The organism is Nocardiopsis valliformis DSM 45023 (assembly GCF_000340985.1).
GTDB lineage: Bacteria > Actinomycetota > Actinomycetes > Streptosporangiales > Streptosporangiaceae > Nocardiopsis > Nocardiopsis exhalans.
The window spans coordinates 310,688-335,693 of the sequence record NZ_ANAZ01000008.1 but is presented as its reverse complement, the minus strand read 5'-3'; the positions used below and the strand labels follow the sequence as shown (position 1 = coordinate 335,693).

23 protein-coding genes and 1 pseudogene are annotated in these 25,006 nt (G+C 71.3%); 14 read left to right on the top strand and 10 right to left on the bottom strand.

Going from position 1 to position 25,006, the window contains the following annotated elements; genetic code table 11:
• The first annotated feature begins 178 nt into the window (after positions 1-178).
• On the top strand, positions 179-589 hold the full coding sequence (locus D457_RS0109715) for a VOC family protein (protein WP_017580469.1): 411 nt from the start codon (positions 179-181) through the stop codon (positions 587-589).
• A gap of 21 nt (positions 590-610) precedes the next feature.
• On the opposite strand, the gene D457_RS0109710 is transcribed toward D457_RS0109715, so the two are convergent.
• Complete coding sequence (locus tag D457_RS0109710) at positions 611-1,243, bottom strand: trimeric intracellular cation channel family protein (RefSeq protein WP_017580468.1); 633 nt, start codon at positions 1,241-1,243, stop codon at positions 611-613.
• 429 nt (positions 1,244-1,672) lie between these two features.
• Here D457_RS0109710 and D457_RS0109700 point away from each other — a divergent pair, with 429 nt between their 5' ends.
• Complete coding sequence (locus D457_RS0109700) at positions 1,673-3,031, top strand: dihydrolipoyl dehydrogenase family protein (protein WP_017580466.1); 1,359 nt, start codon at positions 1,673-1,675, stop codon at positions 3,029-3,031.
• Between the two features lie 20 nt (positions 3,032-3,051).
• Here D457_RS0109700 and D457_RS0109695 read toward each other — a convergent pair whose 3' ends face one another.
• The 4 genes and pseudogenes from D457_RS0109695 to D457_RS0109680 form a co-directional block, all read right to left on the bottom strand.
• The gene (locus tag D457_RS0109695; RefSeq protein WP_017580465.1) at positions 3,052-3,921 is read right to left on the bottom strand and encodes a siderophore-interacting protein; all 870 of its coding nucleotides are present in this window, start codon (positions 3,919-3,921) and stop codon (positions 3,052-3,054) included.
• 117 nt (positions 3,922-4,038) lie between these two features.
• Positions 4,039-4,212, bottom strand: a pseudogene (locus D457_RS34610) (amidohydrolase family protein); the annotation flags it as partial.
• A gap of 24 nt (positions 4,213-4,236) precedes the next feature.
• Positions 4,237-5,232 carry an N-acetylglucosamine kinase gene (locus tag D457_RS0109685; RefSeq protein ID WP_017580463.1) on the bottom strand — a complete coding sequence of 332 codons (996 nt, stop codon included), beginning with the start codon at positions 5,230-5,232 and terminating at the stop codon, positions 4,237-4,239.
• Between the two features lie 139 nt (positions 5,233-5,371).
• A complete protein-coding gene (locus D457_RS0109680) occupies positions 5,372-6,079 on the bottom strand; it encodes an RraA family protein (RefSeq protein ID WP_026116497.1) in 708 nt (235 codons plus the stop codon).
• A 203-nt stretch (positions 6,080-6,282) separates the two neighbouring features.
• Between D457_RS0109680 and D457_RS0109675 the strand changes: the two genes are divergently transcribed.
• The 5 genes from D457_RS0109675 to D457_RS0109655 all read left to right on the top strand — a co-directional run bounded on the left by D457_RS0109675 (position 6,283) and on the right by D457_RS0109655 (position 11,695).
• The gene (locus D457_RS0109675) at positions 6,283-7,530 is read left to right on the top strand and encodes a GNAT family N-acetyltransferase (RefSeq protein WP_017580461.1); all 1,248 of its coding nucleotides are present in this window, start codon (positions 6,283-6,285) and stop codon (positions 7,528-7,530) included.
• 73 nt (positions 7,531-7,603) lie between these two features.
• Positions 7,604-8,896, top strand: coding sequence for a GNAT family N-acetyltransferase (locus D457_RS0109670; RefSeq protein WP_051072893.1), 1,293 nt, complete (start codon positions 7,604-7,606; stop codon positions 8,894-8,896).
• Between the two features lie 138 nt (positions 8,897-9,034).
• Positions 9,035-10,381 (top strand): GNAT family N-acetyltransferase, encoded by a 1,347-nt coding sequence (locus tag D457_RS0109665; RefSeq protein ID WP_017580459.1) that lies wholly within the window; start codon positions 9,035-9,037, stop codon positions 10,379-10,381.
• 48 nt (positions 10,382-10,429) lie between these two features.
• A complete protein-coding gene (locus D457_RS32235) occupies positions 10,430-11,158 on the top strand; it encodes a sterol carrier protein domain-containing protein (RefSeq protein ID WP_083926710.1) in 729 nt (242 codons plus the stop codon).
• Between the two features lie 78 nt (positions 11,159-11,236).
• Positions 11,237-11,695, top strand: coding sequence for a nitroreductase family deazaflavin-dependent oxidoreductase (locus D457_RS0109655; protein ID WP_017580457.1), 459 nt, complete (start codon positions 11,237-11,239; stop codon positions 11,693-11,695).
• Between the two features lie 78 nt (positions 11,696-11,773).
• Here the strand turns inward: D457_RS0109655 and D457_RS0109650 are convergent, their stop codons facing one another.
• Both D457_RS0109650 and D457_RS0109645 read right to left on the bottom strand, forming a co-directional pair.
• Positions 11,774-12,838: an aminotransferase class V-fold PLP-dependent enzyme gene (locus D457_RS0109650; RefSeq protein WP_026116496.1), complete on the bottom strand. Its 1,065-nt coding sequence runs from the start codon at positions 12,836-12,838 to the stop codon at positions 11,774-11,776.
• A 100-nt stretch (positions 12,839-12,938) separates the two neighbouring features.
• Positions 12,939-13,478 (bottom strand): MarR family winged helix-turn-helix transcriptional regulator, encoded by a 540-nt coding sequence (locus D457_RS0109645; RefSeq protein ID WP_017580455.1) that lies wholly within the window; start codon positions 13,476-13,478, stop codon positions 12,939-12,941.
• A gap of 283 nt (positions 13,479-13,761) precedes the next feature.
• Between D457_RS0109645 and D457_RS0109640 the strand changes: the two genes are divergently transcribed.
• The 6 genes from D457_RS0109640 (at position 13,762) to D457_RS0109615 (ending at position 20,921) form a co-directional block, all read left to right on the top strand.
• Positions 13,762-14,724, top strand: a complete 963-nt coding sequence (locus D457_RS0109640; RefSeq protein ID WP_017580454.1) for an MBL fold metallo-hydrolase — start codon at positions 13,762-13,764, stop codon at positions 14,722-14,724.
• Between the two features lie 63 nt (positions 14,725-14,787).
• Entirely contained in the window at positions 14,788-16,488 is a 1,701-nt protein-coding gene (locus D457_RS0109635; RefSeq protein ID WP_017580453.1) for an FAD-dependent monooxygenase, read from the top strand.
• Between the two features lie 89 nt (positions 16,489-16,577).
• A complete protein-coding gene (locus D457_RS0109630) occupies positions 16,578-17,801 on the top strand; it encodes a homogentisate 1,2-dioxygenase (protein WP_017580452.1) in 1,224 nt (407 codons plus the stop codon).
• Between the two features lie 2 nt (positions 17,802-17,803).
• On the top strand, positions 17,804-18,664 hold the full coding sequence (locus tag D457_RS0109625) for a hypothetical protein (protein ID WP_017580451.1): 861 nt from the start codon (positions 17,804-17,806) through the stop codon (positions 18,662-18,664).
• Positions 18,665-18,732: 68 nt separating this feature from the next.
• Complete coding sequence (gene fahA / locus D457_RS0109620) at positions 18,733-19,947, top strand: fumarylacetoacetase (protein WP_017580450.1); 1,215 nt, start codon at positions 18,733-18,735, stop codon at positions 19,945-19,947.
• Positions 19,948-20,129: 182 nt separating this feature from the next.
• Positions 20,130-20,921, top strand: coding sequence for an SAM-dependent methyltransferase (locus D457_RS0109615; RefSeq protein ID WP_017580449.1), 792 nt, complete (start codon positions 20,130-20,132; stop codon positions 20,919-20,921).
• Positions 20,922-21,042: 121 nt separating this feature from the next.
• Here D457_RS0109615 and D457_RS32230 read toward each other — a convergent pair whose 3' ends face one another.
• The 3 genes from D457_RS32230 to D457_RS32225 all read right to left on the bottom strand — a co-directional run bounded on the left by D457_RS32230 (position 21,043) and on the right by D457_RS32225 (position 24,596).
• Complete coding sequence (locus D457_RS32230; RefSeq protein ID WP_017580448.1) at positions 21,043-21,525, bottom strand: GNAT family N-acetyltransferase; 483 nt, start codon at positions 21,523-21,525, stop codon at positions 21,043-21,045.
• Positions 21,526-21,651: 126 nt separating this feature from the next.
• Positions 21,652-23,217, bottom strand: coding sequence for an alanine/glycine:cation symporter family protein (locus tag D457_RS0109605; protein ID WP_017580447.1), 1,566 nt, complete (start codon positions 23,215-23,217; stop codon positions 21,652-21,654).
• Positions 23,218-23,786: 569 nt separating this feature from the next.
• On the bottom strand, positions 23,787-24,596 hold the full coding sequence (locus D457_RS32225; protein ID WP_083926709.1) for an MmyB family transcriptional regulator: 810 nt from the start codon (positions 24,594-24,596) through the stop codon (positions 23,787-23,789).
• Positions 24,597-24,604: 8 nt separating this feature from the next.
• Between D457_RS32225 and D457_RS32220 the strand changes: the two genes are divergently transcribed.
• Entirely contained in the window at positions 24,605-24,955 is a 351-nt protein-coding gene (locus tag D457_RS32220) for an SDR family oxidoreductase (protein ID WP_017580445.1), read from the top strand.
• The last annotated feature ends 51 nt before the right edge of the window (positions 24,956-25,006 follow it).

The window sequence follows — 25,006 nt, the reverse complement described above, 5'->3', positions numbered from 1 at the left end:
TTGTTCTGTGTGGCTTTGCCGTGCCACGTGTTACGTCGGGGAAGGGGCGCCGCGGGCCACCCCGCGCCACACTGCCGCCCGCAGCCTGAGGAACTGGCGCCCGCTACGCGATGAGTTCCTCAGGCGCCTGAGGTCGATACAGGTGAGCTTGCCGTACACACCGACGAACGGAGCATCCATGTCCGCGACCGCCACCAGTTTTTCCGTCGCCTTGCCGATCGACGACCGGGTGAGGGCGATGGCCTTCTACCGGGACGCCTTCGGGTTCGAGCTGGTCGGTGAACCCGCCGAGGACGGGGTACCCGAACCACTCATGTTCCGTACGGAAGAAGGCGCCCTGCTGGTGCTGATCCCCAGGGGCGGGTTCGGCTGGGTTCTCGGCGGGGGCCGTGAACTCGCCGCACCCGGGACCAGCGAGTGCCTGCTGGGGATGTCCCTGACCACCGAAGCCGAGGTCGACGCGCTGGTCGAGAGCGTCCGGCGGGCCGGGGGAGCGGTGCCGGCCGAACCCGAGCACAAGCCCTGGGGGTACACGGCGCTGTGCGCGGACCTTGACGGCCACGTCTGGCAGCTCCTCGTGCAGCCGTAACCGGACGGCGTCCACCTGTGCCTACAGGGGTGGGGCGCCGGGCGGGTTCGGAGCGTTCCATCGGTAGACCAGGGCCAGGATCCGGATGGTGAAGCACAGCAGCGCGCCGACCACCGCGATCCAGCCCGGGCCGAAGCCGGTCAGGTCCACGAGTACCACGAACCCCGCCCCGATCATCGCCGGAACGGCGTACAGGTGGGAGTTGGCGCTGAGCACCGTCGGCACCCGGTTCAGCAGCACGTCCCGGATGGTGCCGCCGCCCACCCCGGTGATGACGCCCAGGATCACTGCCTGGAGCGGCCCGAACCCGAACTCCAGCGCCTTGGTCGCACCGATCACCACGAACAGGCTCAGCCCGGCGGCATCGAACACCAGGATGGGCTTGCTCAGGTGGGTGAGCTGGCGGCTGAGGAAGAACGCCAGCGTGCACCCGGCCAGCGCGGTCACCAGGTACCGCCAGTCCTGAAAGGTCGCCGGGGTCTCGCCGAGGAGGACGTCGCGGATGATGCCGCCGCCGATGGCGGTCACCGTCCCCAGCGCCATCACTCCCACGATGTCCACCCGGGCGGTACGGATCGCGGTCAGCGACCCGTCCAGGGCGAACGCGAAGATCCCCATGAGGTCGAGGATGAGAAGAATGTCGAGCGTGGACATACCTGTGCGCCGGGAGCGGCGTTCCTTCCGGTTCGGACCGAGTGCCAACCGAGAATTAGAACACGAAACCGTCCTTGACCACCGCCCTTACGGTGCGTCGGCGGTGTGAGGCCTCCCACGGGTGCGCGGCCGGGTGCCTCGGTGCCCAGCCCCTGACCCGTGCCGTCCAGCCTGCGGCCTGCCTGGACCGGGGCCTCCGGGCACGGAGGGGCTCGCCACGGCAGCCCGCCTCGTGGTCCTGCGCCTGGAGCCGTGGCGGATCCAGGTCCTGCGCGGGCGCGACCCGATCACCGAGATCCCCGCCCGGATCTGGCGGCGCGGGCCCTGACGGACCTGATGAACGACTAAGCGTGTCGGGGCTTCCCGAGCTCCGCCCGGCGGGACACCATCAGGGATGGCAGCCACCGGACCACGGGCGGAGCGAGGCACATGGAACACCTGGACGCGATCGTCATCGGGATGGGGCCGGGCGGTGAGACGGTTACCGACCGCCTGCTCTCCGCGGGTAGGCGGGTGGCGGTGGTCGAACGCGAACTCATCGGCGGGGAGTGCGGCTACTGGGCGTGCATCCCCACGAAGGTGCTGCTGCGCCCGCCCGAGGTACGCGCCGAGGCGGTCGGCGCCGCCGGGGTGGACGACCCCTCGCTGGACTGGCCCGCCCTACGCGCCTACCGGGATCAGATGATCCGCCACCTCGACGACGCGAAGCAGGTCGAGGGATATCGGGAACGCGGTGCCCTGGTGCTGCGGGGCGAGGCCCGGGTCGTGGGTCGCGACCCCTGGCGGGTGGCGATCGGCGACACCGAGCACACCGCCGACCACGTGGTGGTGGCCACCGGTGCCGGGGTGCTGGTGCCGTCGATCGACGGCCTGGACGATCTGGGTCCCGACGTGCTGTGGACCAACCGCGAGGCGACCACCCTCACCGAGATCCCCGAAAGCGCACTGGTGGTCGGGGGCAGCGCGGTCGGGGTTGAGCTCGGCCAGTTCCTGGCGCGGATGGGCAGCCGGGTCACCATCGTCCAGCGCGGCCCCCGGCTGCTGGACCGCGAGGACCCCCGGCTGTGCGAGCTGGTCGGCGAGCAGTTCGACCGGGACGGCATCACCGTGCACCTGGACAGCCAGGTCACCTCGGTGGCCCGGCAGGGAGAGGGGGTCGCCGCGATCCTCTCCGGGGGTGAACGGGTCCGGGCCGAGGTGCTGGTCCTGGCCACCGGCCGCGAGCCCCGGGGCGACCAGCTGGGCCTCGCCGAGCTCGGAGTCGAGCTGGACGGCAAGGCACTGCCGGTGGACGAGCACTGCCGGGTCGTCCCCGGCCTGTGGGCGGCCGGGGACGTCACCGCCCGCGCGATGTTCACGCACGTGGCCAAGTACCAGGGGCGGGTGATCAGCGCCAACATCCTCGGCAACGGCCAGGTGGCCGACTACACGGCCGTCCCGCGGGTGGTGTTCGCCTACCCGGAGATCGCGGCGGTGGGGCTGACCGCGGAGCAGGCCCGGGCCCAGGGCATGGACGTGGCCACCGCAGAGACGGACCTGACCGCGGCCCTGGCCCGGCCCTGGACCATGGAGACCGATCCGAGCGGCACGCTGGGGCTGGTCGCCGACCGCGAGCACGGGGTGCTGGTGGGGGCCTGGGCGTTCGGTCCGCTGGCCTCGGAGTGGATCCACACCGCCGCGCTCGCGATCCGCATGGGGTTGCCGATCGGTGCCCTGCGTGACACGATCCCGCAGTTTCCGACCTTCAACGAGGGCTACCTGATCGCGCTGGAGGCGCTGGACGTCTGAGGGCCGGAGGTCGTGGTGGGTCAGCTCTGATCGGTGTTCTGCCCGGTGCCCAGAGCGGCGGCCTCCTCAGCTGCCACGCTCTGGTTCCACTCGGTCTTGGAGGCCTGCCAACCGTCCTCGTCGCGGCCCAGACGCCAGTAACCGGAGACCGACAGGCGCTCCTTGGGCAGGCGGAGCTCGATCCGCAGCAGGCGGCGCAGGTCGCGGACGAAGTTGGCCTCGCCGTGCACGAAGGCCTGCACGTCACCGGACGGGAACTCCAGCCCGCGCACGGCCGGTACCAGCCGTGAACCCGGGGCGCCGCCCTCGCGGTGCAGCCAGGTCACGTGGATGTCGTCGCGCTCGGCCAGGGGCTGTTCCTCGGCGGCGTTCTCCACTTCGACGAACACGTGCGCCGGACGCCCCTCGGGGAGGCCCTCGAGGCTGGCGGCGATGGCGGGAAGGGCGCTCTCGTCCCCGGCCAGCAGGTGCCAGTCGGCCTCGAGGTCGGGGGCGTAGCCGCCGCCGGGCCCGAGGAAGCGCAGCTGGTCGCCAGGCTTGGCACCGGCGGCCCAGACCCCGGCCAGGCCGACGTCGCCGTGGTGGACGAAGTCGATGGCCAGTTCTCGGGTCCGGGCGTCCCAGGAACGCACGGTGTAGGTACGGGTGACCGGCCACTCCGAACGGGGGCGCTCGGCCCGGATCACGTCGAGGTCGTAGGGTTCGGGGTCGCCTGGTCCGGGTGCCGGGAACAGCAGTTTCACGTAGCTGTCGGTAGCGCCGTCGGTGGCGAACTCCGACAGCCCCTCACCGCCCAGGACCACCCGGATCATGTGCGGGGTGAGCTGCTCCACGCGCTCGACCCGGCCGGTGTGCACGGTCCTCTTCGGACGCTCCTGCCGCTCCGTCACGGCATCCCCTCTCGTTTATGTTAGGTAAGCCTAACCAGGCACACAGTAGGACACCGTGACGGAACTGGGCAAACCGGAACCGATCACACTGGAGACGGTCCGGCGGGGCCCGGGCCGTTACCCCTGGCCCGCACTCCGGTGCACCACCCGCCCGTCGACCATCGTCAGGGCCACCGGCAGGTCCGGAAGCTCGTCGGCCCCAGTGGTGAGCGGGTCACCGGCGAAGACGGTCAGGTCGGCGCGCGCCCCCTCGCGCACGACCCCCGCGCTCTCCTCCTCGCCCGTTCCGTAGGCGGACCAACGTGCCCGACCAGTTCAGACCCCGCCCCGGTCATCCCCGGAGCGGGTGAACACTCCGTGCAGGTCCACATCGCGCTCGTCGGCTCCCGCACGCAGCGCCGCCAGCCAGGCGGCGCCCCCGGCGGTGCATCCGGCCAGTATCACCGGCGCCCCGGTCCCCATGGTGAGCTTGTGGGTCAGCGCTTCCCGAACCGGCACGGAGTAGGTGAGCACCCCGCCAGACAGCACCACGGGCAGGGGCTCGCCCGGAACCCGCACCTGGTGCACCGACTGCGCCAGGTGGCCCGCGGCCGCGTTCACGATCACCACGGCCGCCCCGTCCTCGAACGCGTGCGCCTCGGTGACCAGCGGGGCGAGTTCGGCGAGGCTGATCGGGGGAGCCGCGGTGAGGGTCCGGGCGAAGTCGCGGGCGTGCTCCTCGGGCCACTGATCTGGGCCGCTCGGACGCTGTCCCGGGATGACCCGCTTGGCCACCGCGCGGGCCAGCGGGCTGAGCTCTCCGCCGCGGCCGAGCTGACGGGCCGTCTCCTTGGCCGCCTGGTGCCCGATCCAGAACGCCGAGCCCTCGTCACCGATCAGCCAGCCCATACCGTCCGCGGACCGGCTGCGCTGCCGGTCCTCGATCCGAGTGGCGATCGCTCCGGTCCCGGCGATCAGGACGGTACCGTCGCGCTCGGCGGTACCCGCGGCGAAGGCGATGGCGTCGTCACCGGTGAACTCCTGCCCGGTGGTGGCCAGCCCGGCTTTGCCCAGCGCACGCTCCAGTCTGGCCCGGACGGCCTCGTCGCGCAGACCGGAGTACCCGGCCAGCCCGACCACGGTCGCTGCCACGGCATCGCGCGTGCTGGGCCCGGCCCGGTCCAGCGCGGTCCCGATCGCCTCGGTGAGCTGTTCGGCCGCGTGCTCGGGGCCGTGGGTGTTGGGGTTGGCTCCGCCAGCCCGGGCCTCGCCCAGGCGCTCACCGTCCAGGGTGGTCACCAGGGCGCGGGTGGTGGTGCCACCGGCGTCCACCCCCACGACCAGGGCGGACGCGGCAGCAGAGGCAGGGGGCGGGGGAGAGGTAGTGGTCTGTCGTTTTGTCACATCTGGAGCCTGCCCTACCCCGGGTCGCCTTATGCGCCAGGGAACCCGGATCTGGAACCCGGTTCCGTCAGGTTTCGGTACTGCTGTCCTCGCCCCGGCGCAGCGCCTCGGGGTCCTCCTCGCGGATCGAGGCCAGGAAACCCAGGTCGGTCTCGCGGATCTGTCGAGCCTCGGCCAGGACCCGGTCCAGACTGACAGCGGGGATGACCACCGCCCCCGACCGGTCCGCGTAGACGAAGTCGCCCGGCGTAACCGTCACCCCGCCCACCTGGACCGGGACATCCGCGGCGTAGGGTGCCACGGTGTCCCCGCCCCACCGTGTGGCCGCACCCGAACACCACACGGACAGTCCGCTCGCGCCGAGTTCGTCGAGGTCGCGCAGGCGCCCGTCGGTGAGCAGCCCCGCCAGACCGTGGTTGGCCAGCCGGGACAGCTTGGTGGCGCCCCCGTGGGAGGCGTCCGGATAGCCGCCGCTGGAGAGCACCAGAACCCTGCCTCTCGGCTCCTCGCCCACGGCACGGTAGAACCACCCGGCGAAACCCAGCCGGTTTCCCTCGGCGAAGTCGTCCCGGAAGGGCAGGTAGGCGATGGTCGCGGCGGGGCCGAACAGCGGCCGCTCCGGGGTGGGGCTGGTCAGCGGCAGCAGGTCCGCGCGGTGCCCGTGCACGCGGCCCATCGCGTCCACGAGGTCGGCGCAGCCCACCCCCTCGGGGACCACGGGAAACGGTCGTCCACTGCTGTCCTGCGGTGTGCGGCTCTGCGGTGCGTCGGGCATTGCGGGTACCTCGTCCGGCGATCGGCGACGCGGCGGTGGGATCCCGGCGCGCGAGCAGTCATCGTCGGATGCCGCGGCGGCCCGGTCAACCGTCTTGACGCCTTCCGCGCCCCGAGTTTGCCTGCGCGAGGCTGTGCCCCCGGGGAGTGCGCCCCGCAAAAAACAGATGGCTCGGCTGACGTCACGGCTGCAAAAGTGATGCCATGGACACACAGCGAGCCCCCCAGCCCCAGCACCCCCGTGACACGCCCTGGACCGTCCGGGGCGTCACCGCCGAGGAGTTCCCTGACGTGGTCGGGGTGTACGCCGAGCCGATGATCCTCTCCGCCGAGGACGAACTCACCACCGAACGTGAACACCCGCTCGCCGAACACGACCGGATCCTGGTCGCCCTGGACGGCGACCGCATGGTCGGTACCACCGCCTCCCACACCCTGGAGATGACCCTGCCCGGCGGGCCCCGCACGGTCGCCGGGGTCACCGGGGTCGGGGTGTGGCCCACCCACCGCCGCCGCGGGATCCTCACCGCGCTCATGACCCGCCAGATCGCCGACATCCACGCCCGCGGCGAGGCGGTCGCCGCCATGTGGGCCTCCGAGGGCGCTATCTACGGCCGCTACGGTTTTGGCCTGGCCGCCTTCGAACTCTCCGCCCGGATCCGCGCCCCCTACGCCGTGCTGGACTCCGCCGCACAGGGCGACCCCGAACTCACCGTCGAACTGCTGCCCGCCGCGCAGGCCCGCCCGATCCTGGCCCGGCTGCACCGCGAGGCCGCCACCACCCGCATCGGCCAGTTCCAGCGCGGCGACTCCTGGTGGGGACGCATCCTCGGCAGCGGCGCTCCCTGGGCGGCGGTGGTCAGCGGCCCCGACGGGCCCCTGGGCTACGCCCTCTACGCCACCACCAACGGCTGGTCCGAGGACGGCACCGACTCCCTGGTGACCGTCAAGGAGGTCGTGTCCGCTACCCCAGCCGCGCGGGTCGCCCTGTACCAGCACCTCTTCTCCCGGGACCTGGTCACCCGCATCGCCTTCTCGGCGCTGCCCGCCGACGACCCCCTCACCCTCCTGGTCGCCGATCGCAACCGCCTGGTGGAGCAGACCAGCGGCTCCCTGCGGGTCCGGCTGGTCGACCTGCCGCGCGCCCTCACCGACCGCCCCTACGCTGCCCCGGTCGAGGTGACCATGGCCGTCACCGACCACTACGCCCCCTGGAACAACGGCACCTGGCACCTGAGCGCGGACCGCGACGGTGCCACCTGTGAGCGGGTGCCCCGGTGTGCCGACTTGTCCCTGGCCGTGGTCCACCTGGGCTCGGTCCACCTGGGCCAGCGCTCGGTGTCGGCCCTGGTCGAGGCCGGACTGGTCCACGAACACACCCCCGGCGCGGCCGCCCGCCTGGACACCGCCCTGCACGTACCGCGCGCCGCCTTCTGCGGGCAGCTCTTCTGAGACCCGCCCGTCCACCCCGACCGCTGACAAAACCATTGGCCACCGCTCCGGGGCCGCTGATATGCCTTTTCCCATGAGCGAGAACCAGAGCGTGGACCCCAGCAGCCCGTCGAAGCGGGACTGGACCGTACGGCACAGCGACGCGGACGAGTTCGCCGAGGCGGGCCGGGTCTTCGGGCAGTCCCTGCTGATCCCCGACGACATCGACTCGATGCTGGAGCGGATGCGTCTGCTGCACGACGCCCTGGGCTACGAACGGCTCCTGGTCGCCGTGGACGAAGCCGAGGGCGACCAGGAGGTCATCGGCACCACCAACCACTTCCCCTTCGAGATGACCATGCCGGGCGGCCGCGTCCCCGTGGCCGGGGTGACCGGCGTGGGCGTGTGGCCCACCCACCGCAGGCAGGGGGTGCTCAGCGCCCTCATGCGCCGCCAGCTCGCCGACATCCACGCCGACGGGGTGCGCTACGCCGCCCTGTGGGCCTCGGAAGGCTCCATCTACGAGCGCTTCGGCTACGGCAACGCCTGCACGGAACTGGAGACCAGCCTCACCCGGCCGCACAGCGCCCTGCGCGCCGACGCGCCCCGGGACCCGGACCTGCGGGTCGTCCTGCGTGAACCGGAGCGGGTGCGCACCGACCTCGAACGCGTGCACGAGGCCGTATCGGCGAACCAGGTCGGCCAGTTCCGCCGCACCAAGCCCTGGTGGGACCGCACCCTGTTCGACGGCCCGGGCCGTCGCGAGGACAAGGGTCCGCTGATCGCGGCCGTCGTCGGCAACGCCGAGGGCCCCCTCGGCTACGCCTTGTACCGGACCAAGGCCAAGTGGGACGAGGGCGGCGCCCAGGGCGAAGTACACGTCCAGGAGATCACCGCCACCACCCCGGCCGCCTGGACCGCCCTGCTCGAGCACCTGTTCAGCCGCGACCTGGTCGCCAAGGTGTTCCTGCCCACCCTGCCGGCGGACTGCCCGCTGCACCACCTGCTCCTGGACCGCGGCCGGGCCGTGGCCACCCACTACCCCTCTCTGTGGGTGCGCCTGGTGGACCTGGCCGGAGCCCTGTCGGAGCGGCCCTACGCCGCACCCTTCGAGGGGGTCCTGGCCGTCACCGACCGCCACGCCCCCTGGAACGCCGGACGCTGGCGGATCAAGGCCGACACCGAGGGCGCGCGGGTCGAGCTCACCGAGGCCGAACCCGACCTGTCCCTGGACGTGCACCACCTGGGCGCCGCCCACCTCGGCCAGACCCCGCTCACCGGTTTCCTGCGCGCGGGCCTGATCACCGAGCACACTCCGGGCACGGTCGCCCGTCTGGACGCGGCCCTGCACCGGTTCGACGCGCCCTTCTGCGGGGTCATCTTCTAGCCGCCCACAGTGCCACCGTCGGGAAAATCGCTGGCCGCCCCGACCGGCCGACTGGTACAAAAAGCCGGCGCCAGTCGGCCGGGGCGGACCCGGTCCGAACACGGCTGGGTACGGCAGAACCCGAGGGAGAACGAAAGTATGAGTCAGGCCGAACAGCCGGAGCAGGCGGCGCCGGCGCCGGAGGGGTTCGCCGAACGCGGTTGGGTACTCCGGGCGGGCGGTAAGGACGACTTCCGCGCGGTCGTCGAGGTCGTCGGTGAGGCCCTCGTGGTCACGGACGACCGCCAGACCTCCTTCGAACGCCTCACGCCGATCCTGGCCGAGGACGGCTTCGAACGGCTGCTGCTGGTCGCCGAGACGGACTGGCCAGGCCAGGTCACGGGGGCTGAGGACGAGCGTGTCATCGGCGGTGAACGCGTCATCGGCTCCGTCAACGCCTTCTCCTTCGAGATGACGGTTCCGGGAGGTACCCAGGCCGCCGCCGGGGTGACCGGGGTCGGGGTGTGGCCCACCCGTCGTCGCCAGGGGATTCTCACCGCCCTGATGCGTCGCCAGCTCTCCGATATCCACCGGCGCGGCGAGAAGATCGCCATCCTGTGGGCCTCCGAGGGCACCATCTACGGCCGCTACGGTTACGCGCCAGCCATCGACGAGTACGGGACCACCCTTGAGGGCACCCACGCCCGGCTGCGCCCCGACGCGCCCCGCGACCCAGCTCTGTTCGTCGAACTCCTGCGGGCCTCCCGGGTCCGCGCTGACCTGGAACGGGTCTTCGCCACCGTCGCCGCGGAGCAGAGCGGCCGCCTCCAGCGCTCCCCGGCCTTCTGGGACCGCACCCTGCGTGACACCCCGGAGTCCCGTGACGGCAAGAGCTACCTCAAGGCGGCCGTGGCCTACGGCCCCGACGGGCCGGTGGGATACGCCCTGTACCGGACCCTGAACAAGTGGGCGGACGCCAACCCCGCCTCCGAGGTGCACGTGGAGGAGATGGTCGCCGCCGCCCCGGAAGCCAGGACCGCCCTGTACGAGCACCTGTTCAGCCGCGACCTCGTCACCCGGCTGGTCTTCGAGGCCACCGCCGAGGACGACCCCCTCCAGTACCTGATCGCTGACCCCCATCGCCTGGTCACCAAGTACGACGACTCCCTGTGGCTGCGCCTGGTGGACGTGCCCGGAGCTCTGGCCGAGCGTTCCTACGCGGCCCCGGTGGAGGTGGTGATCGAGGTGGCCGACCGGCACGCGCTGTGGAACGAGGGCCGTTGGCGGCTGCGCGCGGACGGTTCGGGCGCGACCTGCGAGGCCACCTCGGAGGCCGCCGACGTGTCCCTGGACGTGTCCCACCTGGGCGCCGTCTACCTGGGAGCGAACACCCTCACCGGTTTCCTGCGCAACGGTCTGCTCATCGAGCACACCCCGGGCGCGGTGGCGGCCCTGGACACCGCTCTCTTCCGCCCCGAGGCTCCCTTCTGCGGCCAGGGTTTCTAGGGCAGAGTTCCGGACAGGCAGGGTTTCCCAGCGCAAGGCCCGGGCGACCTGGCCCGGGTACACCGGGCCGTCGCCCCGACCCGGCCCGGTGACTACCAGCGCGACGAGTCCTGGTGGGACCGGCTGTTGCGGGACGATGCCCAGACCCGTGGGGAGTCCGGGCCGCTCAGGGCGGTGGTCGTCCACGACGCCCGCACACCGGTGGGCTACGCCCTGTACCGGAGCCACCGGGTCCCGGTGGCGGACGGCAACCTGCGCGGGGTCCTGGACGTCCGCGAGGTGGCCGCGACCGCCCCGGCCGCCCGGGCCGCCGTCTACGAGCACCTGTTCACCCGCGACCTGGTCATCCGGGTCAACTTCGAGCACCTTCCGGTGGACGACCTGCTCTGGACGTTGGCCGCCGACCCCATGCGCCTGGAGGCAAGGCCGCGCGTCGCGCTGTGGATCCGCCTGGTGGACCTGCCCGGTGCTCTGGCCGAGCGTTCCTACGCTGCCCCGGTGGACGTCGTGATCGAGGTGACCGACCGGCACGCGCCATGGAACCAGGGCCGTTGGCGGCTGCGCGCGGACCGCTCCGGTGCCACCTGCGAGCCCGCCTTGGACGCCCCGGACCTGTCCCTGGACGCCGCCCACCTGGGGGCGGCCTTCCTGGGCCAGTTCACGGTCGGGGCCAAGGTGGCGGCCGGAACGGTCACCGAACACACCCCGGGCGCCGCCGACCTGCTCGACACCGCGCTGCGTGTGCCCCGCGCACCCCTGTGCGGGGTGATCTTCTGAGGCATGTCGGACCTGCCCCGCCGGAGGCGGACGTGGCACGATCGGGACGGACCCCGTAGCCCAACCCCAGGGAGAGCGATGACCACGAGTAGCATCCTGCCGGGCGAGTACGTGCCGAGCCCGTCGAAGTTCGTCCGCGACCAGGTCGAACAGTACGAGCGCAGCGGCGGTCGCGAGGCCAACACCCTCATGGACACCGGCATGCCGGTCGTCATCCTCACCTCGCGCGGCCGCAGCAGCGGCAAGGTCCGCAAGTCCGCCCTCATGCGGGTCGAGCACGACGGCGAGTACGCGGTGATCGGTTCCCAGGGCGGTGCGCCCTCGGACCCCGCCTGGGTGGGCAACCTGCGCGCGGCCCCCGACGAGGTCGCCCTCCAGGACGGCCCCGAACCCTTCGCCGCCCGCGCCCGCGAGGTGGAGGGCGAGGAGCGCCAGCGCTGGTGGGACCGCGCGGTGGCGGCCTACCCGCCCTACGCCGACTACCAGGAGAAGACCGACCGGCTCATCCCCGTCTTCGTCATCTCCCCGGCGTCCTGACCGGAAGGCCGGTCAGCCCTGGCCCCGCCCGGGGCCCGCAGGGGGATCCGGGCGGGGCCGTGTCGTCGGACCCGGAGCTCACCTGATCTCGGACAGTGCCTTGACCAGGTGGTCCACGTCCTCCTCGGTGTTGTACAGGTGGAAGCCCACCCGCAGCCGTCCATCGCGCAGGGCCGCGGTGATGCCCGCCTCGGCGAGGCGTTCGGCGGTGCCCTCGGGGACAGGGAGGGACATGATCGCCGAGCCTGTCTCCGCCAGCCCCATCGCTTTTCGGAAGCGCTCGGCCAGGGCGGCGTCGTGTTCGTGGATCGTCGCCACCCCGACCTCGTTCAGCAGGTCCAGGGCGGGGGCCAGGCCGATCCACGCCGACCACACCGGGGCCAGGTCCAGGCGGCGGGTTCCCTCAGCCAGGCGTAGCGGTCCGCCGTAGAGCGAGTCCCACGGGTCGGCGCCCGCGAACCAGCCGGGGGCCAGGGGTGAGAGTTCGGCGAGGGCTTCGTCGGTCCCGGTGAGGAAGGCCCCTCCCCGGGGGCCCAGCAGCCACTTGTATGTACTGCACACGATGTAGTCCACACCGTCGAGTGGTGTGGAGAGCCAGCCCGCCGACTGGCTGGTGTCGAGCAGGAGCCGGGCGCCGTGGTCGGCGCAGGCGCTGCGCAGCTCTTCGATCGGGGCGATCTCTCCGGTGGCCGACTGGACGGCGGCGACCGCGACCAGGGTGGTGGTCGGTCTGACCTCGTCGGGTAGGCGGTCCAGGGGGACCTCGCGGACCCGGACCCCGTGCTCCAGCCGGCTCATCAACGGGAAGACGATCGAGGTGAACTCGCCCTCGGCGAGCAGGACCTCCGACCCCGGCGGCAGGGTCGCTGCGACCGTGCCGACGAACTGCGAGGTGTGGGTGCCCACGGCGACCCGGTCGGCGGTGACCCCGACCAGGCGGGCGTAGGCGGTCCGGGCGGCGTCGACGACGCTGTCGACGGCGCCGGGGGAGAACCCGCCGGTGGCCACCTCATGGGTGTTCCGGTCCAGGGCCAGTCGGGCCGCGTGCGGGATCAGCCCGTGGGTGGCGGTGTTGAGGTAGGTGTTCCCGGGCGAGAACTGGCTCTGTGCTTCGCGCAGGCGGGCGCGTCCGGTGTGGTCCATGCCGCCGATGCTCACAGGCGCGGGTCACGCGCTCAAGGGCCAATTCCGGCGTGGGAGGGGACCATTCGTCGTTTTCCGTTGGTGGCCTGGTTGTGGTGGCCTAGCTGCGGAACTTGGCCTGGGCGTCGGTGGACCCGGCCATCAGCTTGTTGAGCAGACGGACCAGTTCGAGACGCTCCTCGGGTTCGAGGGCCTCGGCCCAGGCGCTCTCGCGTCGGTTGTGGGCTCGGAACACGCCCAGGATCGCCCCGTATCCGGCTTCGGTGAGGCTGAGCTGAAGGGCCCGTCGGTCGTGCGTGGCGCGTTCGCGGCTGAGTAGTCCGTCGCGTTCGAGGGTGTTGAGCAGGGCGGACAGTGCGGCGCGGCTCATACCGGATATCTCGGCGGTGGTCTTGGCCTCCATGGGGCCGGCCAGCCAGAGCGCGAAGAGCACACGGAACCCCGGCCAGGTCCAGCCCCGGGGGCGGTGAACGGAGGACTCCAGGTCGTAGATGACCATGCTGGTCGCCCGGTTGAGGGTGAGGACCATGCGCATGGCCTCGGCGTTGACCGAGGGGAGCTCCTTTTCGGCCTTGTGCACCGCGTAGTCCACGAATGACCAGAAGGTGAGTTCGTCAGGGGGTGCGGTGTTGTGAGTCACGCGGACCAGCCTAGTACGAGGCCGTGTCCTGCGTTTGCCTCCCCTTTGCTTCGCTGTTCTCCGGTTGTTTCCGTCCGGACGGGACCGCTGGGATGTCCGGTCGCGAGTGTTCGCCCCTTGGGTCCAGGGTGCCGACGAGTAGCCTGGATGTGTGATCTGCATCACGGGTCGAGTGGCCGTGCGCCTCTTGGCGATGTGGCGCGGAGCACGTTATGGTCAGATTCATCAAACGTTTGATTATTTGGGTGGCGGCAGCCGCCCGCGACGAGTGAAGGGTCTGACCATGGCAGCCAAGCCGTTCGCCTCATCCGCCGACACCGAGGTCAAGGAGCAGACCCTGGAGGTCCTGGCCGACGGCGTCTACGCCCTCACCGCTGAGGGCGACCCCAACGTGGGCGCCATCGAGGGCGAGGACTTCGTGGTGGCCTTCGAGGCCCTGGCCACCCCCACCGCAGCCAAGGAGTGGCTGGCCAAGCTCCGCGAACACACCGACAAGCCCATCCGCTACCTGGTGCTCTCCCACTACCACGCGGTCCGCGTCCTGGGCGCCAGCGCCTTCGACGCCACCGTCATCCTCACCCACGAAAAGACCCACGAGCTCATCCGCGAGCGCGGCAAGGAGGACTGGGCCAGCGAGTTCGGCCGCATGCCCCGCCTGGCCAAGGACGCCGACTCCGTCCCCGGCCTGACCTGGCCCACCCAGACCTTCGCTGACCGCACCACCATCGACCTCGGCGGCGACCGCGGCGAACTGGTCCTGGAGTACTTCGGCCGCGGCCACACCGAGGGCGACATCGTCGCCTGGCTGCCCAAGCAGAAGATCCTCTTCGCCGGTGACCTCGTCGAGGCCCAGGCCGCCCTCTACACCGGCGACGCCTTCCACAAGGACTGGGCCGGGGCCACCCTCGACAGCGTCAAGGCCCTCCAGGCCGAAATGCTCGTCGGCGGCCGCGGCGCCGTCAGCCGGGGCCGCGAGGAGGTCGACGCCGCCATCGAGCAGACCCGTAACTTCCTCGACGTGATGATCCGCGAGGTCGGCGCCGTCCACGAGCGCGGCGGCACCCTCAAGGAGGCCTTCACCGCCACCCACGCCGCCCTGGCCGACGACTACGGCCACTGGCCGATCTTCGAGCACTGCCTGCCCTTTGACGTCTCGCGGCTGTGGGACGAGTTCCGCGGCATCGAGCGCCCGGTCATCTGGACCGCCGAGCGCGACCGCGAGGTCTGGGACCAGCTCCAGGGCTGATTCCCGCGCTGCCCTCCACCGCCCACCGCGCCCGTACGGGGCGCCCCACGAACGGAGCCACCCATGCGCCCCCCAGCGCCCCGCACCCCGGCTGACACCGCCACCGATCCCGTCCTGGTGCTCGGCGCGGGCCCGGTCGGCCAGACTGCCGCCCTGCTGCTGGCCCGCCGTGGGGTCCCCGTACTGGTCGTCGACGGCCGCCCCGAACGCGACGCCGTCGGCTCCAAGGCCATCTGCCAGCAGCGCGACGTCCTCGACGTCTGGGACTGGCTCGGCGGCGGCCGCATCATCGAGGAAGGGCTGACCTGGGACACCGCCCGCACCTTCTACCAGGGGCACGAGCTGTTCAGCGTGCGCCTGCCCGACCCGGGCGTATCCTCCCTGCCCTCCTTCGTCAACATCTCCCAGTCCCGCACCGAGGAAGTCCTCGACGACCTCCTCGCCCGGGCCGGGGTCCAGATCAGCTGGGGCCACGAGGTCACCGGTATCGACCAGGACGCCGACGGGGTCACCGTCGAGTGCGCCACCCCCGACGGCCCGGTACGCCTGCGCGGCTCCCACGCGCTGTCCTGCATGGGCGCCCACGGCGGAGTGGTCCGCAAGGCCCTGGGCCTGGACTTCTCGGGCACCAGCTTCGACGACCGCTTCCTCATCTGCGACATCCGCGCCGACCTGGGTGACTGGGAACGCGAACGCCGCTTCTACTTCGACCCCGAGTGGAACCCCGGCCGCCAGGTCCTCATCCACCCCTGCCCCGACTCGGTCTTTCGCATCGACTGGCAGGTGCCCTCCGACTTCGACCTGGAGGCCGAGGAGTCCAGCGGCCGCCTGGACGCCCGCATCCGCCAGATCATCGGCGACACCCCCTACGAGATCGTCTGGCACTCGGTGTACCGCTTCCACACCCGCGTCACCGACCGCATGCGCTGCGGGCGCATCCTGCTCGCCGGGGACAACGCCCACCTGGTCGCGCCCTTCGGCGCCCGCGGCCTCAACTCCGGGGTCCAGGACGCCGAGAACGCCGCCTGGAAGCTCGCCTACGTCCGCGACGGCTGGGCGGGGGAGGAACTCCTGGAGAGCTACCACACTGAACGCCACGCCGCCGCCCTGGAGAACGCCGACGTCACCAGCGCCACCATGCGCTTCCTCGTGCCCCAGGACGAGGCCGAGCGCGAGCGGCGGATCAGCGTTTTGCGACAGGCCGTCACCGACGCCCAGGCACACCCGGACGTGGACTCCGGGCGGCTGGCCGAACCGTTCTGGTACACCGGCTCCGCACTGACCACCGCCTGCCCCGAACGGCCCTTCGGTGGTCGGCCCCCGCGCGGCCAGGCGCCCGCGCCCTGCCCCGGCGTGATCCTGCCCGACGCCCCCGTCACCGTGGCCGGCCGGCCCGAGGTCAAGCGCCTGCGGCCGCTGCTGCGCGAAGGGCTCACCCTGCTGCTGGGTGCTGGAGAAGGTGCGGCCGGAGAAGGCGGTGGGGCCCGGGCCGACCGGGAGGCCCTGCGCGCCGTCGTGCACGCCACCGCCACCGCCACCGGTGCCGCCCCGGCCCCGGTCACCACGCTGTACCTCGACGACATCGACACCACCGGAGCCCTGCGCCGCGCCCTGACCCCCGAACCCGGCCAGGTCTGGCTCGTGCGCCCCGACGCCCACGTCGCCGCCGTCGTCCCCGGCACCGACCCCGAAGCCGTCAGGGCGGCGGTCCGCACCGCCCTGGGCCACCCGGCCACCGACCCCGTCGACACGGTTCCCGCCTGACCCGGCCACCCGGCTACCTGACTCGATCACCCGGCTCGACCAGCCGACACGACGACTCGACCCGACCGACCACAGAGGAGGACCCCGGCATGGCGTACTACCGCAAGGTCGGCGAGGTGCCCCGCACCCGCCACACCCAGCACCACAACCCCGACGGCGGCCTGTACTACGAGGAGCTGATGGGGGAGGAGGGCTTCTCCGCCGACTCCTCGCTCCTGTACCACCGCGCCATCCCCTCGGCCATCGTCGACGCCGCCGAGTGGGAGGTCCCCGACCAGTCTCTGAAGCGCAACGCCCCGATGGTGCCCCGCCACCTCAAGCTGCACGACCTCTTCCAGGGCCAGGACTGGAAGGCGGCCGACGTCGTCGAGTCCCGCCGCCTCGTCCTGGGCAACGGCGACGTACGCATCTCCTATGTGGTCGCCGGAGCCCCCTCGGAGCTGTACCGCAACGGCATCGGCGACGAGTGCGTCTACGTCGAGTCCGGCACCGCCCGGGTGGAGACGGTGTTCGGCGCCCTGGATGTCGGCCGCGGTGACTACGTCATCCTGCCGCGCGCCACCACCCACCGCTGGGTGCCCACCGGCGATGAACCGCTGCGCGCCTACGTGGTCGAGGCCAACAGCCACATCGCCCCGCCCAAGCGCTACCTGTCGCGCTACGGCCAGCTCCTGGAGCACGCCCCCTACTGTGAGCGCGACCTGCGCGGACCCTCCGAGCCGCTGCTCGTCGAGGGCGAGAACGTGGACGTGCTCATCAAGCACCGCGGCGACGGCCCCGGCGGTATCTCCGGTACCCGCTACACCTACCCCACGCACCCCTTCGACGTGGTGGGCTGGGACGGCTGCCTGTACCCGTACGTGTTCAACGTCGACGACTTCCAGCCCATCACCGGCCGCATCCACCAGCCGCCGCCCGTCCACCAGGTGTTTGAGGGCCACAACTTCGTCATCTGCAACTTCGTGCCGCGCAAGGTGGACTACCACCCCGCCTCCATCCCGGTGCCCTACTACCACTCCAACGTGGACTCCGACGAGGTCATGTTCTACTGCGGCGGCGACTACGAGGCCCGCAAGGGTTCGGGGATCGGGCAGGGCTCCATCTCCCTGCACCCCGGCGGCCACTCGCACGGCCCCCAGCCCGGCGCCTACGAGCGCAGCGTGGGTGTGCAGGCCTTCGACGAGCTCGCCGTCATGGTCGACACCTTCCGCCCGCTGGACCTGGGCGAGGGCGGCACCGCCGTGGACGACGGCAGCTACGCCTGGACCTGGGCCAAGGGTCAGCGCGAGCAGCGCGAAAAAGGGAAGGGGTAGGCGTGCGCGACTCCGGACCCGCCCTGTACCGGGCCCTGTTCGACGACGCCTCGCTGTTCCCGCCCGGCAACGCGCCCATGGGCGAGGCGATCCCCGCACACCGGGCGCACCTGGCCTCCCGCCGTTCCCCCTACGTGGGACCCTTCCTGGTCTCGGACGCCCGCCTGGCCGAACTGCGCACGGTGCTCTCCCGTGACCAGGCTCGCGGCGCACCGCTCGCGTTGGTGGTCACCGTCCCCGGCGGCGCCGACGGCCTGGCCGCGGCGGTGGACGCCGTGCGTTCCGACCCGGCGCTGAGCCTGGCCGGGGTGGAGGTCGCGGCCGCCCCGGGGGAGGCCGCCGACACCGCCGCCGCGGTCGTCAAGGAAATGGCGGGGGACGACGGGGAGCCCGAGGCCGACGGCTACGTGGAGGTCGCCCGGGGGGAGAAGGCCACCGCCGACATCGAGGCCCTGGCCGGCACCGGCGCCCACGCCAAGTTCCGCACTGGCGGGGTCAAGGCCGAGGCCCATCCGAGCGAGACCGAACTCGCCGCGCTGTTGGCCGCCGCGATCGGTGCGGGGGTGCCCTTCAAGTGCACCGCCGGACTCCATCACGCGGTCCGGCACACCACCGCCGAGGGTTTCGAACAGCACGGCTTCCTCAACGTGCTGCTGGCCACCCACACCCTCCTGGCCGAGGGAACCGCCGCTGATGCCGCCGAGGTCCTGGCCGACCGAGACGGGCGTGCCCTGGCCGCCCGCGTCGCGGCGCTCACCTCCGAGCAGGTGGAGCGGGTGCGCTGGAGTTTCCGCTCCTTCGGCACGTGCAGCATCGTCGAGCCCCTGGACGACCTGGTGGTCCTCGGCGCGCTCAACCTCTGACCACACCTGCTCGCCGCACCCGTCTGCCGTATCCGCCCGCCACACCCACTCGCAGAAAGCTCCACTCCATGCCCGACAGCTGGCTCGACATCGCTCCGGACGCGCAGTTCGGTCCGGCCACCCTGCCCTACGGTGTGTTCTCCACCGGGGACGACCCCGCCACCCGCCCGGGTGTGGCGATCGGCGACCAGGTGCTGGACCTGGGCGCTGCCGCCCGCACTCTCGGCGCGCCCTTCGCCGACACCGTCTCCGGGCCCGATCTGGACGGCCTTCTGGCCGCCGGACGCCCGGTTTGGGACCAGGTTCGCGCGGCGGTCACCTCCTGGCTCACCGACCCCGCCCACGAGGCTGCCGTACGTCCGCACCTGGTGGAGCGCGCCTCGGTGACGCTGCACCTGCCGTTCACCGTCGCCGACTACGTGGACTTCTACGCCTCGGAGCACCACGCCACCAACGTGGGCCGCATCTTCCGCCCCGAGCAGGAGCCGCTCACCCCCAACTGGAAGCACCTGCCCATCGGCTACCACGGCCGCTCGGGCACCATCGTGGTCTCGGGCACCGACATCGTCCGCCCCACTGGCCAGCGCAAGCCCCCGACCGAACCCGTCCCGGTGTTCGGACCCTCAGCCCGCCTGGACATCGAGGCGGAGGTCGGCTTCGTCGTCGGCACACCCAGCCTGATGGGCGAGCGCGTGGCGGTGGACGACTTCGCCGACCACGTGTTCGGCGTGTTCCTGCTCAACGACTGGTCCTCGCGCGACCTCCAGGCCTGGGAGTACGTGCCGCTGGGCCCGTTCCTGGGCAAGTCGTTCGCCACCTCGATCTCCCCGTGGATCGTCCCGGTCAGCGCCCTGGAGTCGGCCCGCGTCGAGCAGCCCGCCCAGGACCCCGAACCGCTGCCCTACCTCAAGGGTTCACAGCCCTGGGGCCTGGACCTGCGCCTGGAGGTGCGGCTCAACGGTCACCTGATCTCCAACCCGCCCTTCTCCCAGATGTACTGGACCGCGGCGCAGCAGCTCGCGCACATGACCGTCAACGGCGCCTCCCTGCGCACCGGTGACGTGTACGCCTCCGGTACCGTCAGCGGCCCCGAGGTCGCCCAGCGCGGTTGCTTCCTGGAGCTCACCTGGTCCGGCAAGGAGCCGCTCCGACTGCCCGACGGCACCGAGCGCACTTTCCTGGAGGACGGTGACGAGGTCACCATCACCGCCACCGCCCCGGGCCCCGAGGGCACCCGGATCGACTTCGGCGAGGTCACCGGCCGCATCCTGCCCGCGCGGTAGCCGCGATAGGACCAGGACACGGAAACGGGTGGGCGGCGGTGCACAGCGCACCGCCGCCCACCCGTCTCCTCCACACTCGGTGCCTTCCGCTGATCCCGTGCCGGCCATCGGGGCCGCGGATTTGTCCCAGCTTGCCGGGAACGCGAGAATGCTGGCGTCAACTCCCCAAGGAAGGCGCCCCCATGAGTGAGCAGCTCCCCCAGATCGACACCACCAAGGCCCATTCGGCCCGGGTGTGGAACTACTGGCAGGGAGGCAAGGACAACTACCCGGTGGACCGCGAGGTCGGCGACTACGTGCTCCAGGCCTACCCCGAGATGGTCGGTGCCGCCCGCGCCGACCGGCAGTTCCTCATCAGGGCCGTCACCTACCTGGCCAGGGAGTGCGGGGTCCGCCAGTTCCTGGACATCGGCACCGGGCTACCCACCCACAACAACACCCACGAGGTAGCCCACGCAGTGGCCCCTGAGTCCCGGGTGGTCTACGTCGACAACGACCCCATGGTGCTGGCCCACGCCCGCGCCCTGCTGACCGGCGACGGCCTGAGCGAGGTGCACTACGTCGACGCCGACCTGCACGAGCCGGAGACCGTGCTCTCCGCTGCCCGGGAACACCTGGACTTCTCGCAGCCGATCGCCCTCACCATCCTGGGCACGATGGGGCACACCCCCGACAACGAAGTGGCCTACGCCGCGGTGGGTGCCTACGTGGACGCGCTGCCCTCGGGCAGTTTCCTGGCCATGTGCGACGGAACGGCCACCAGCGAGCCGATGATCGAGGCCGCCCGCCGCTGGAACGAGACCGCGGCGATCCCCTACCACCTGCGTACCCCTAAGGAGATCGAGGGCTTCTTCACCGGACTCGACCTGGTGGAGCCCGGCGTCGTCTCCGCACCCTTCTGGAAACCGGCGCAGGCCGAGGTCGGCAAGGCCACCGAGGTCGACCAGTACTGCGGAGTGGCACGCAAACCCTGACGCTCGGAGGGCACTTCGAAGCGAGGAGACCCGGCAGGCCCCTGGGACCCGTTCGGACCCGGGCCTGCCGGGGCCCTTCACCGGATCAGGTCAAGCGGGCCTTGATGAGTGCGTGCCTTCTTCAGTACAGGGGCCGGGCCAGGTCCACGTGCGTGTGGGTGAACCCCCAGCGCTGGTAGAAGCGCTGTGCGCCGGTGTTGGTGGCGAAGGCGCGGACACGGGTCTCGTTGACGTCGTGCTCGGCCGCCCAGGCCAGGAATCGGCGCATCAGTTCCGAACCCACCCCGCTGCCGCGCACCTGGGGGGCCACCCGCATGCTTTCCAGTTCCGCTCCCCGTACCGAGGGCCGTAGGGGATCGGGACCGTTCAGCCGTCCCACCAGGTGACCGACGGGCCGCTGCCCGGTGAGGGCGAGCAGGACCAGGCCGTCGGGGGAGGAGAGCAGCCGGGCGTAGTACTCGGCACCCTCCCGCTCGGGCCAGGAGGGGTCCGCGTGCGGGTCGTGTCGGGCGCCGTCCTCGGCGAAGAGTCCGCTGACGGAGGCCACCACCGCGCTGATGTCTTCGGGTGAGGCCTCCCGGATCAGGTGTTCTTTGGTGTCCATGCGGTGAGGGTAGCCATCCCGGCCCGAATGATAAATGCCCCTGGCTCCGGGAACACCGGTGCCCGCCCGGTCGGGGACCGGGCGGGCACTCTCACGGGGTGGTGCGGAGCACCGAGGCGGTACCGGCTACTTCACCAGTTCCTCGGCGGGGCCCTCGGGCTTGTCGTCCGCCTTGGCGGGTTCCTTCTCGCCCTCGCCGCGCAGGTGGGCGAGCAGGCGGGCCAGCTCCTTCTTGACGACCGGTGCCAGCAGGTAGAGGCCGATGATGTTGAACAGCGCCGCGGCGAACACCAAGGCGTCGGCCATGTCCAGGACCGCGCCCAGGGTCAGGACGGAGCCGATGACCAGGAAGACGCAGTAGATGACCAGGTAGATGCGCTCGCTGGTCTTGCCGTCGCCGAAGAGGTGCGTCCAGCCCTTGAGGCCGTAGTAGCTCCAGGTGATGACGGTGCTCAGGGCGAACAGCACGACCGCCACGGTCAGGACGTAGGGGAACCACGGCAGGACGGTGCCGAAGGCGTCCGAGGTCAGGCTCACACCGCCGGGCAGGGCCTCGCCCGCGGCGGCCGCCTCGCGCGCCGCGATCCAGGACTGCGGGGAGGCGATGACGATGGTCAGCGCGGTCATGGTGCAGATGACGACGGTGTCCAGGAACGGGCCGAGCATGGCGACCAGGCCGGCGCTGGCCGGGTAGTTGGTCTTGACGGTGGCCAGCGCGATGGGGGAGGAGCCGATCCCGGCTTCGTTGGAGAAGGCCGCTCGCTGGAAGCCGATGATCATGGCACCCAGGGCGCCGCCCGCGACACCGGTCGGGGAGAACGCGCCGCTGATGATCTGGCCGACCGCGTCGGGCAGCATGGGAATGTTCATGCCGATCACGACGACGCAGGCGAGCACGTAGACGATCGTCATGCTCGGAACGAGCTTGCTGGTGACCTTGGTGATGCTGGTGATGCCGCCGATGACCACGACACCCACGAGCAGCGCCAGGAACACACCGAAGACGAACGATCCGGTGCTGCCGCCGAGCAGGCCCTCCTCGCCGCCGGTGACCGTCCGCAGCTGCTCCAGGGTCTGGTTGGCCTGGAACATGTTGCCGCCGGCCACGGCGAAGATGAGGATGAAAGCGGCGGTCAGACCGGCGAGGACCTTGCCGATGCCCGCCATGCCGCGCTCGGCCAGCCCCTTGGCCAGGTACTTCATGGGGCCGCCGCTGACCTTGCCGTCCGGGCCGATCTCGCGGTACTTCACGCCCAGGGTGCACTCGGCGAACTTGACGGCCATCATCAGCAGGCCCGCCAGGATCATCCAGAAGGTCGCACCGGGGCCGCCGATGGTGACCGCGATGGCCACACCGGCGATGTTGCCCAGGCCCACGGTGCCGGAGACGGCCGCGGTGAGCGCCTGGAAGTGGGTGACCTCGCCCGGAGCGCCGTTACCGAGGCCCTTGCGGGCGATCTTGACGGCGGTGATCGGGTGGCGGAACTGGACGAACCCGAAGTACAGGGTGAGTGCTACACCGGCGGCGACGAGCCAGGCGACGATCCACGGGAACTGGGCACCGAAGATCGTGACCTTGGCGAAGACCACGTCGCTGAGCACGGTGGCGATCGGGTTGAAGACGACATCGACGGCGTTCTCGATGGTCGCGCCGATGCCCCCTTCCTGGGGGACGGCGTCAGCGCTGAGCATGTAGCGCACCTTTCGGCCGGACATGACGGTCAGGTCGGCCCCGTGTCCCGGTGGTCGGGCGCTGGGAACCGCGCGACTGCCTTGTGGACAGCCGTGTCTGATCCGTCGGACGGAAGTTGTGGCTGAGGTTCCTGCCTCCGCCAGCGGCGGAGTGTTAAGCCCGCCTATGGGTGAGCTTTAGCAGGACTTCACCTTCGGGATACTAGGCCCAAAAAGTGGCATCCGGCACACCGGCCGCGAACATTTACTTTCGTCACATGCGTCACAATCGGTCCGCGACACTGTGTAATCAGTGATTACCTTTTCGGCCTCACGGGGTGTTATCCCTTGCGGGCCAGGGGGTGCGGGTTGCGGGTGTGGGCTGGCTCTGAGCTGCTGGTCCAGACCGGACACGGCGGGATTTGTTGACTGTTTTGTTATTTTCCGGCCTCGTTGCAGACAGTCATCCAAAAAAGCCGATTATGGAATGATGGGATGAATTTAGCTGTGCTTGACATGCGCCCCCGATCCGATGCTCCCGGCCTGCTGGCGCGCTGCCCTCCGCACGTCCGCGCCCGTGCCCCCACCGATCAGACGGGCCGGTGCACTGACCGCTGAGCCCCGGACTCCGGATTCGACGGCGTGTACACGTCAGCCGCGATCGTGCCGAGCAGGGACAGGGCCTCGGCACTGCGGGTCCCCGGCTCCGCGTGATAACACAGCAGCTGCTGGCCCGGCGTCTGCGCGACCTCGAAGGTGCGCATCCGCAAGGTCAACCCGCCCACGAGCGGATGCGTGAACTCCTTGACCTCGATGCGCTTTCCCCGGGCCCGGTTGCGTGCCCACAGCTCCGCGAACTCCGGGCTCGCCTCCACCAGGCCGTCGACCACGGCCCGGATACGCGGGTGCTCCGGCGCACGCCCCTCGGCCAGCCGGACAGCGGCCACCGAGTTCTCCGCGGCCCGCCGCCAGTCGGCGTGCAAACCCCGCGACCCCGGGTCCAGGAACACCTTCTCCACCAGGTTGCGGCTGACGGAGAAACCGCAGAACAGGGCCTCTCCCAGCGCGTTGCAGGCGAGCACGTCATAGATGGAGTTCACGACGAGCACGGGGGTGCCCGGCCAGGAGTCCGTCAACTGCAGCAGATGCGGGTCTACCCGTTCGCCGACCAGATCGGCACGCGGGCGCGTCGCCAGACCGGCCAGACGGTAGAGGTGAGCACGCCCGTCGTCGTCCAGGGCCAGGGCATCGGCGAGGGAGTCGAGCACCTGAGCGGACGGGCCGGTCTCCCGTCCCTGCTCGAGCCGGACGTAGTAGTCCACGCTCACGTCCGCCAGCATCGCCACCTCCTCCCGGCGCAACCCGGGAACCCGCCGCCGGGTGTTGCCGCGCAAACCCACGGCCTCCGGTGCGGTCGCGTCGCGGCGGCCACCTCGTCACCGTCGCCTCGGTCGGATCCCACGAGGTGTCGCCGACCGCCGCCGTGTACTGCGGCACGAAGTACGCCGCGTGGGCGATCACCGAGGGCCTGCGCCTGGAGAGCGAACCCTGGCTGCGCGTGTCCACGGTCACCCCGGGAGTGGTCGAGTCGGAACTGGCCGAGACCATCACCGACGACACGGCCCGCGAGGCGATGGCCGCCTACCGCGCCAAGGCGATCGCGCCCTCGGCGATCGCCCGTGCCATCGCCTTCGCCGTCGAACAACCCGACGACGTCGACGTCAACGAGATCGTGGTGCGCCCGGCCGCCCAGCGCTGACACCCGGGCCCGGGGCGGACCGCACGGTGGTCGCCGGCCCGGTCGCCGGCC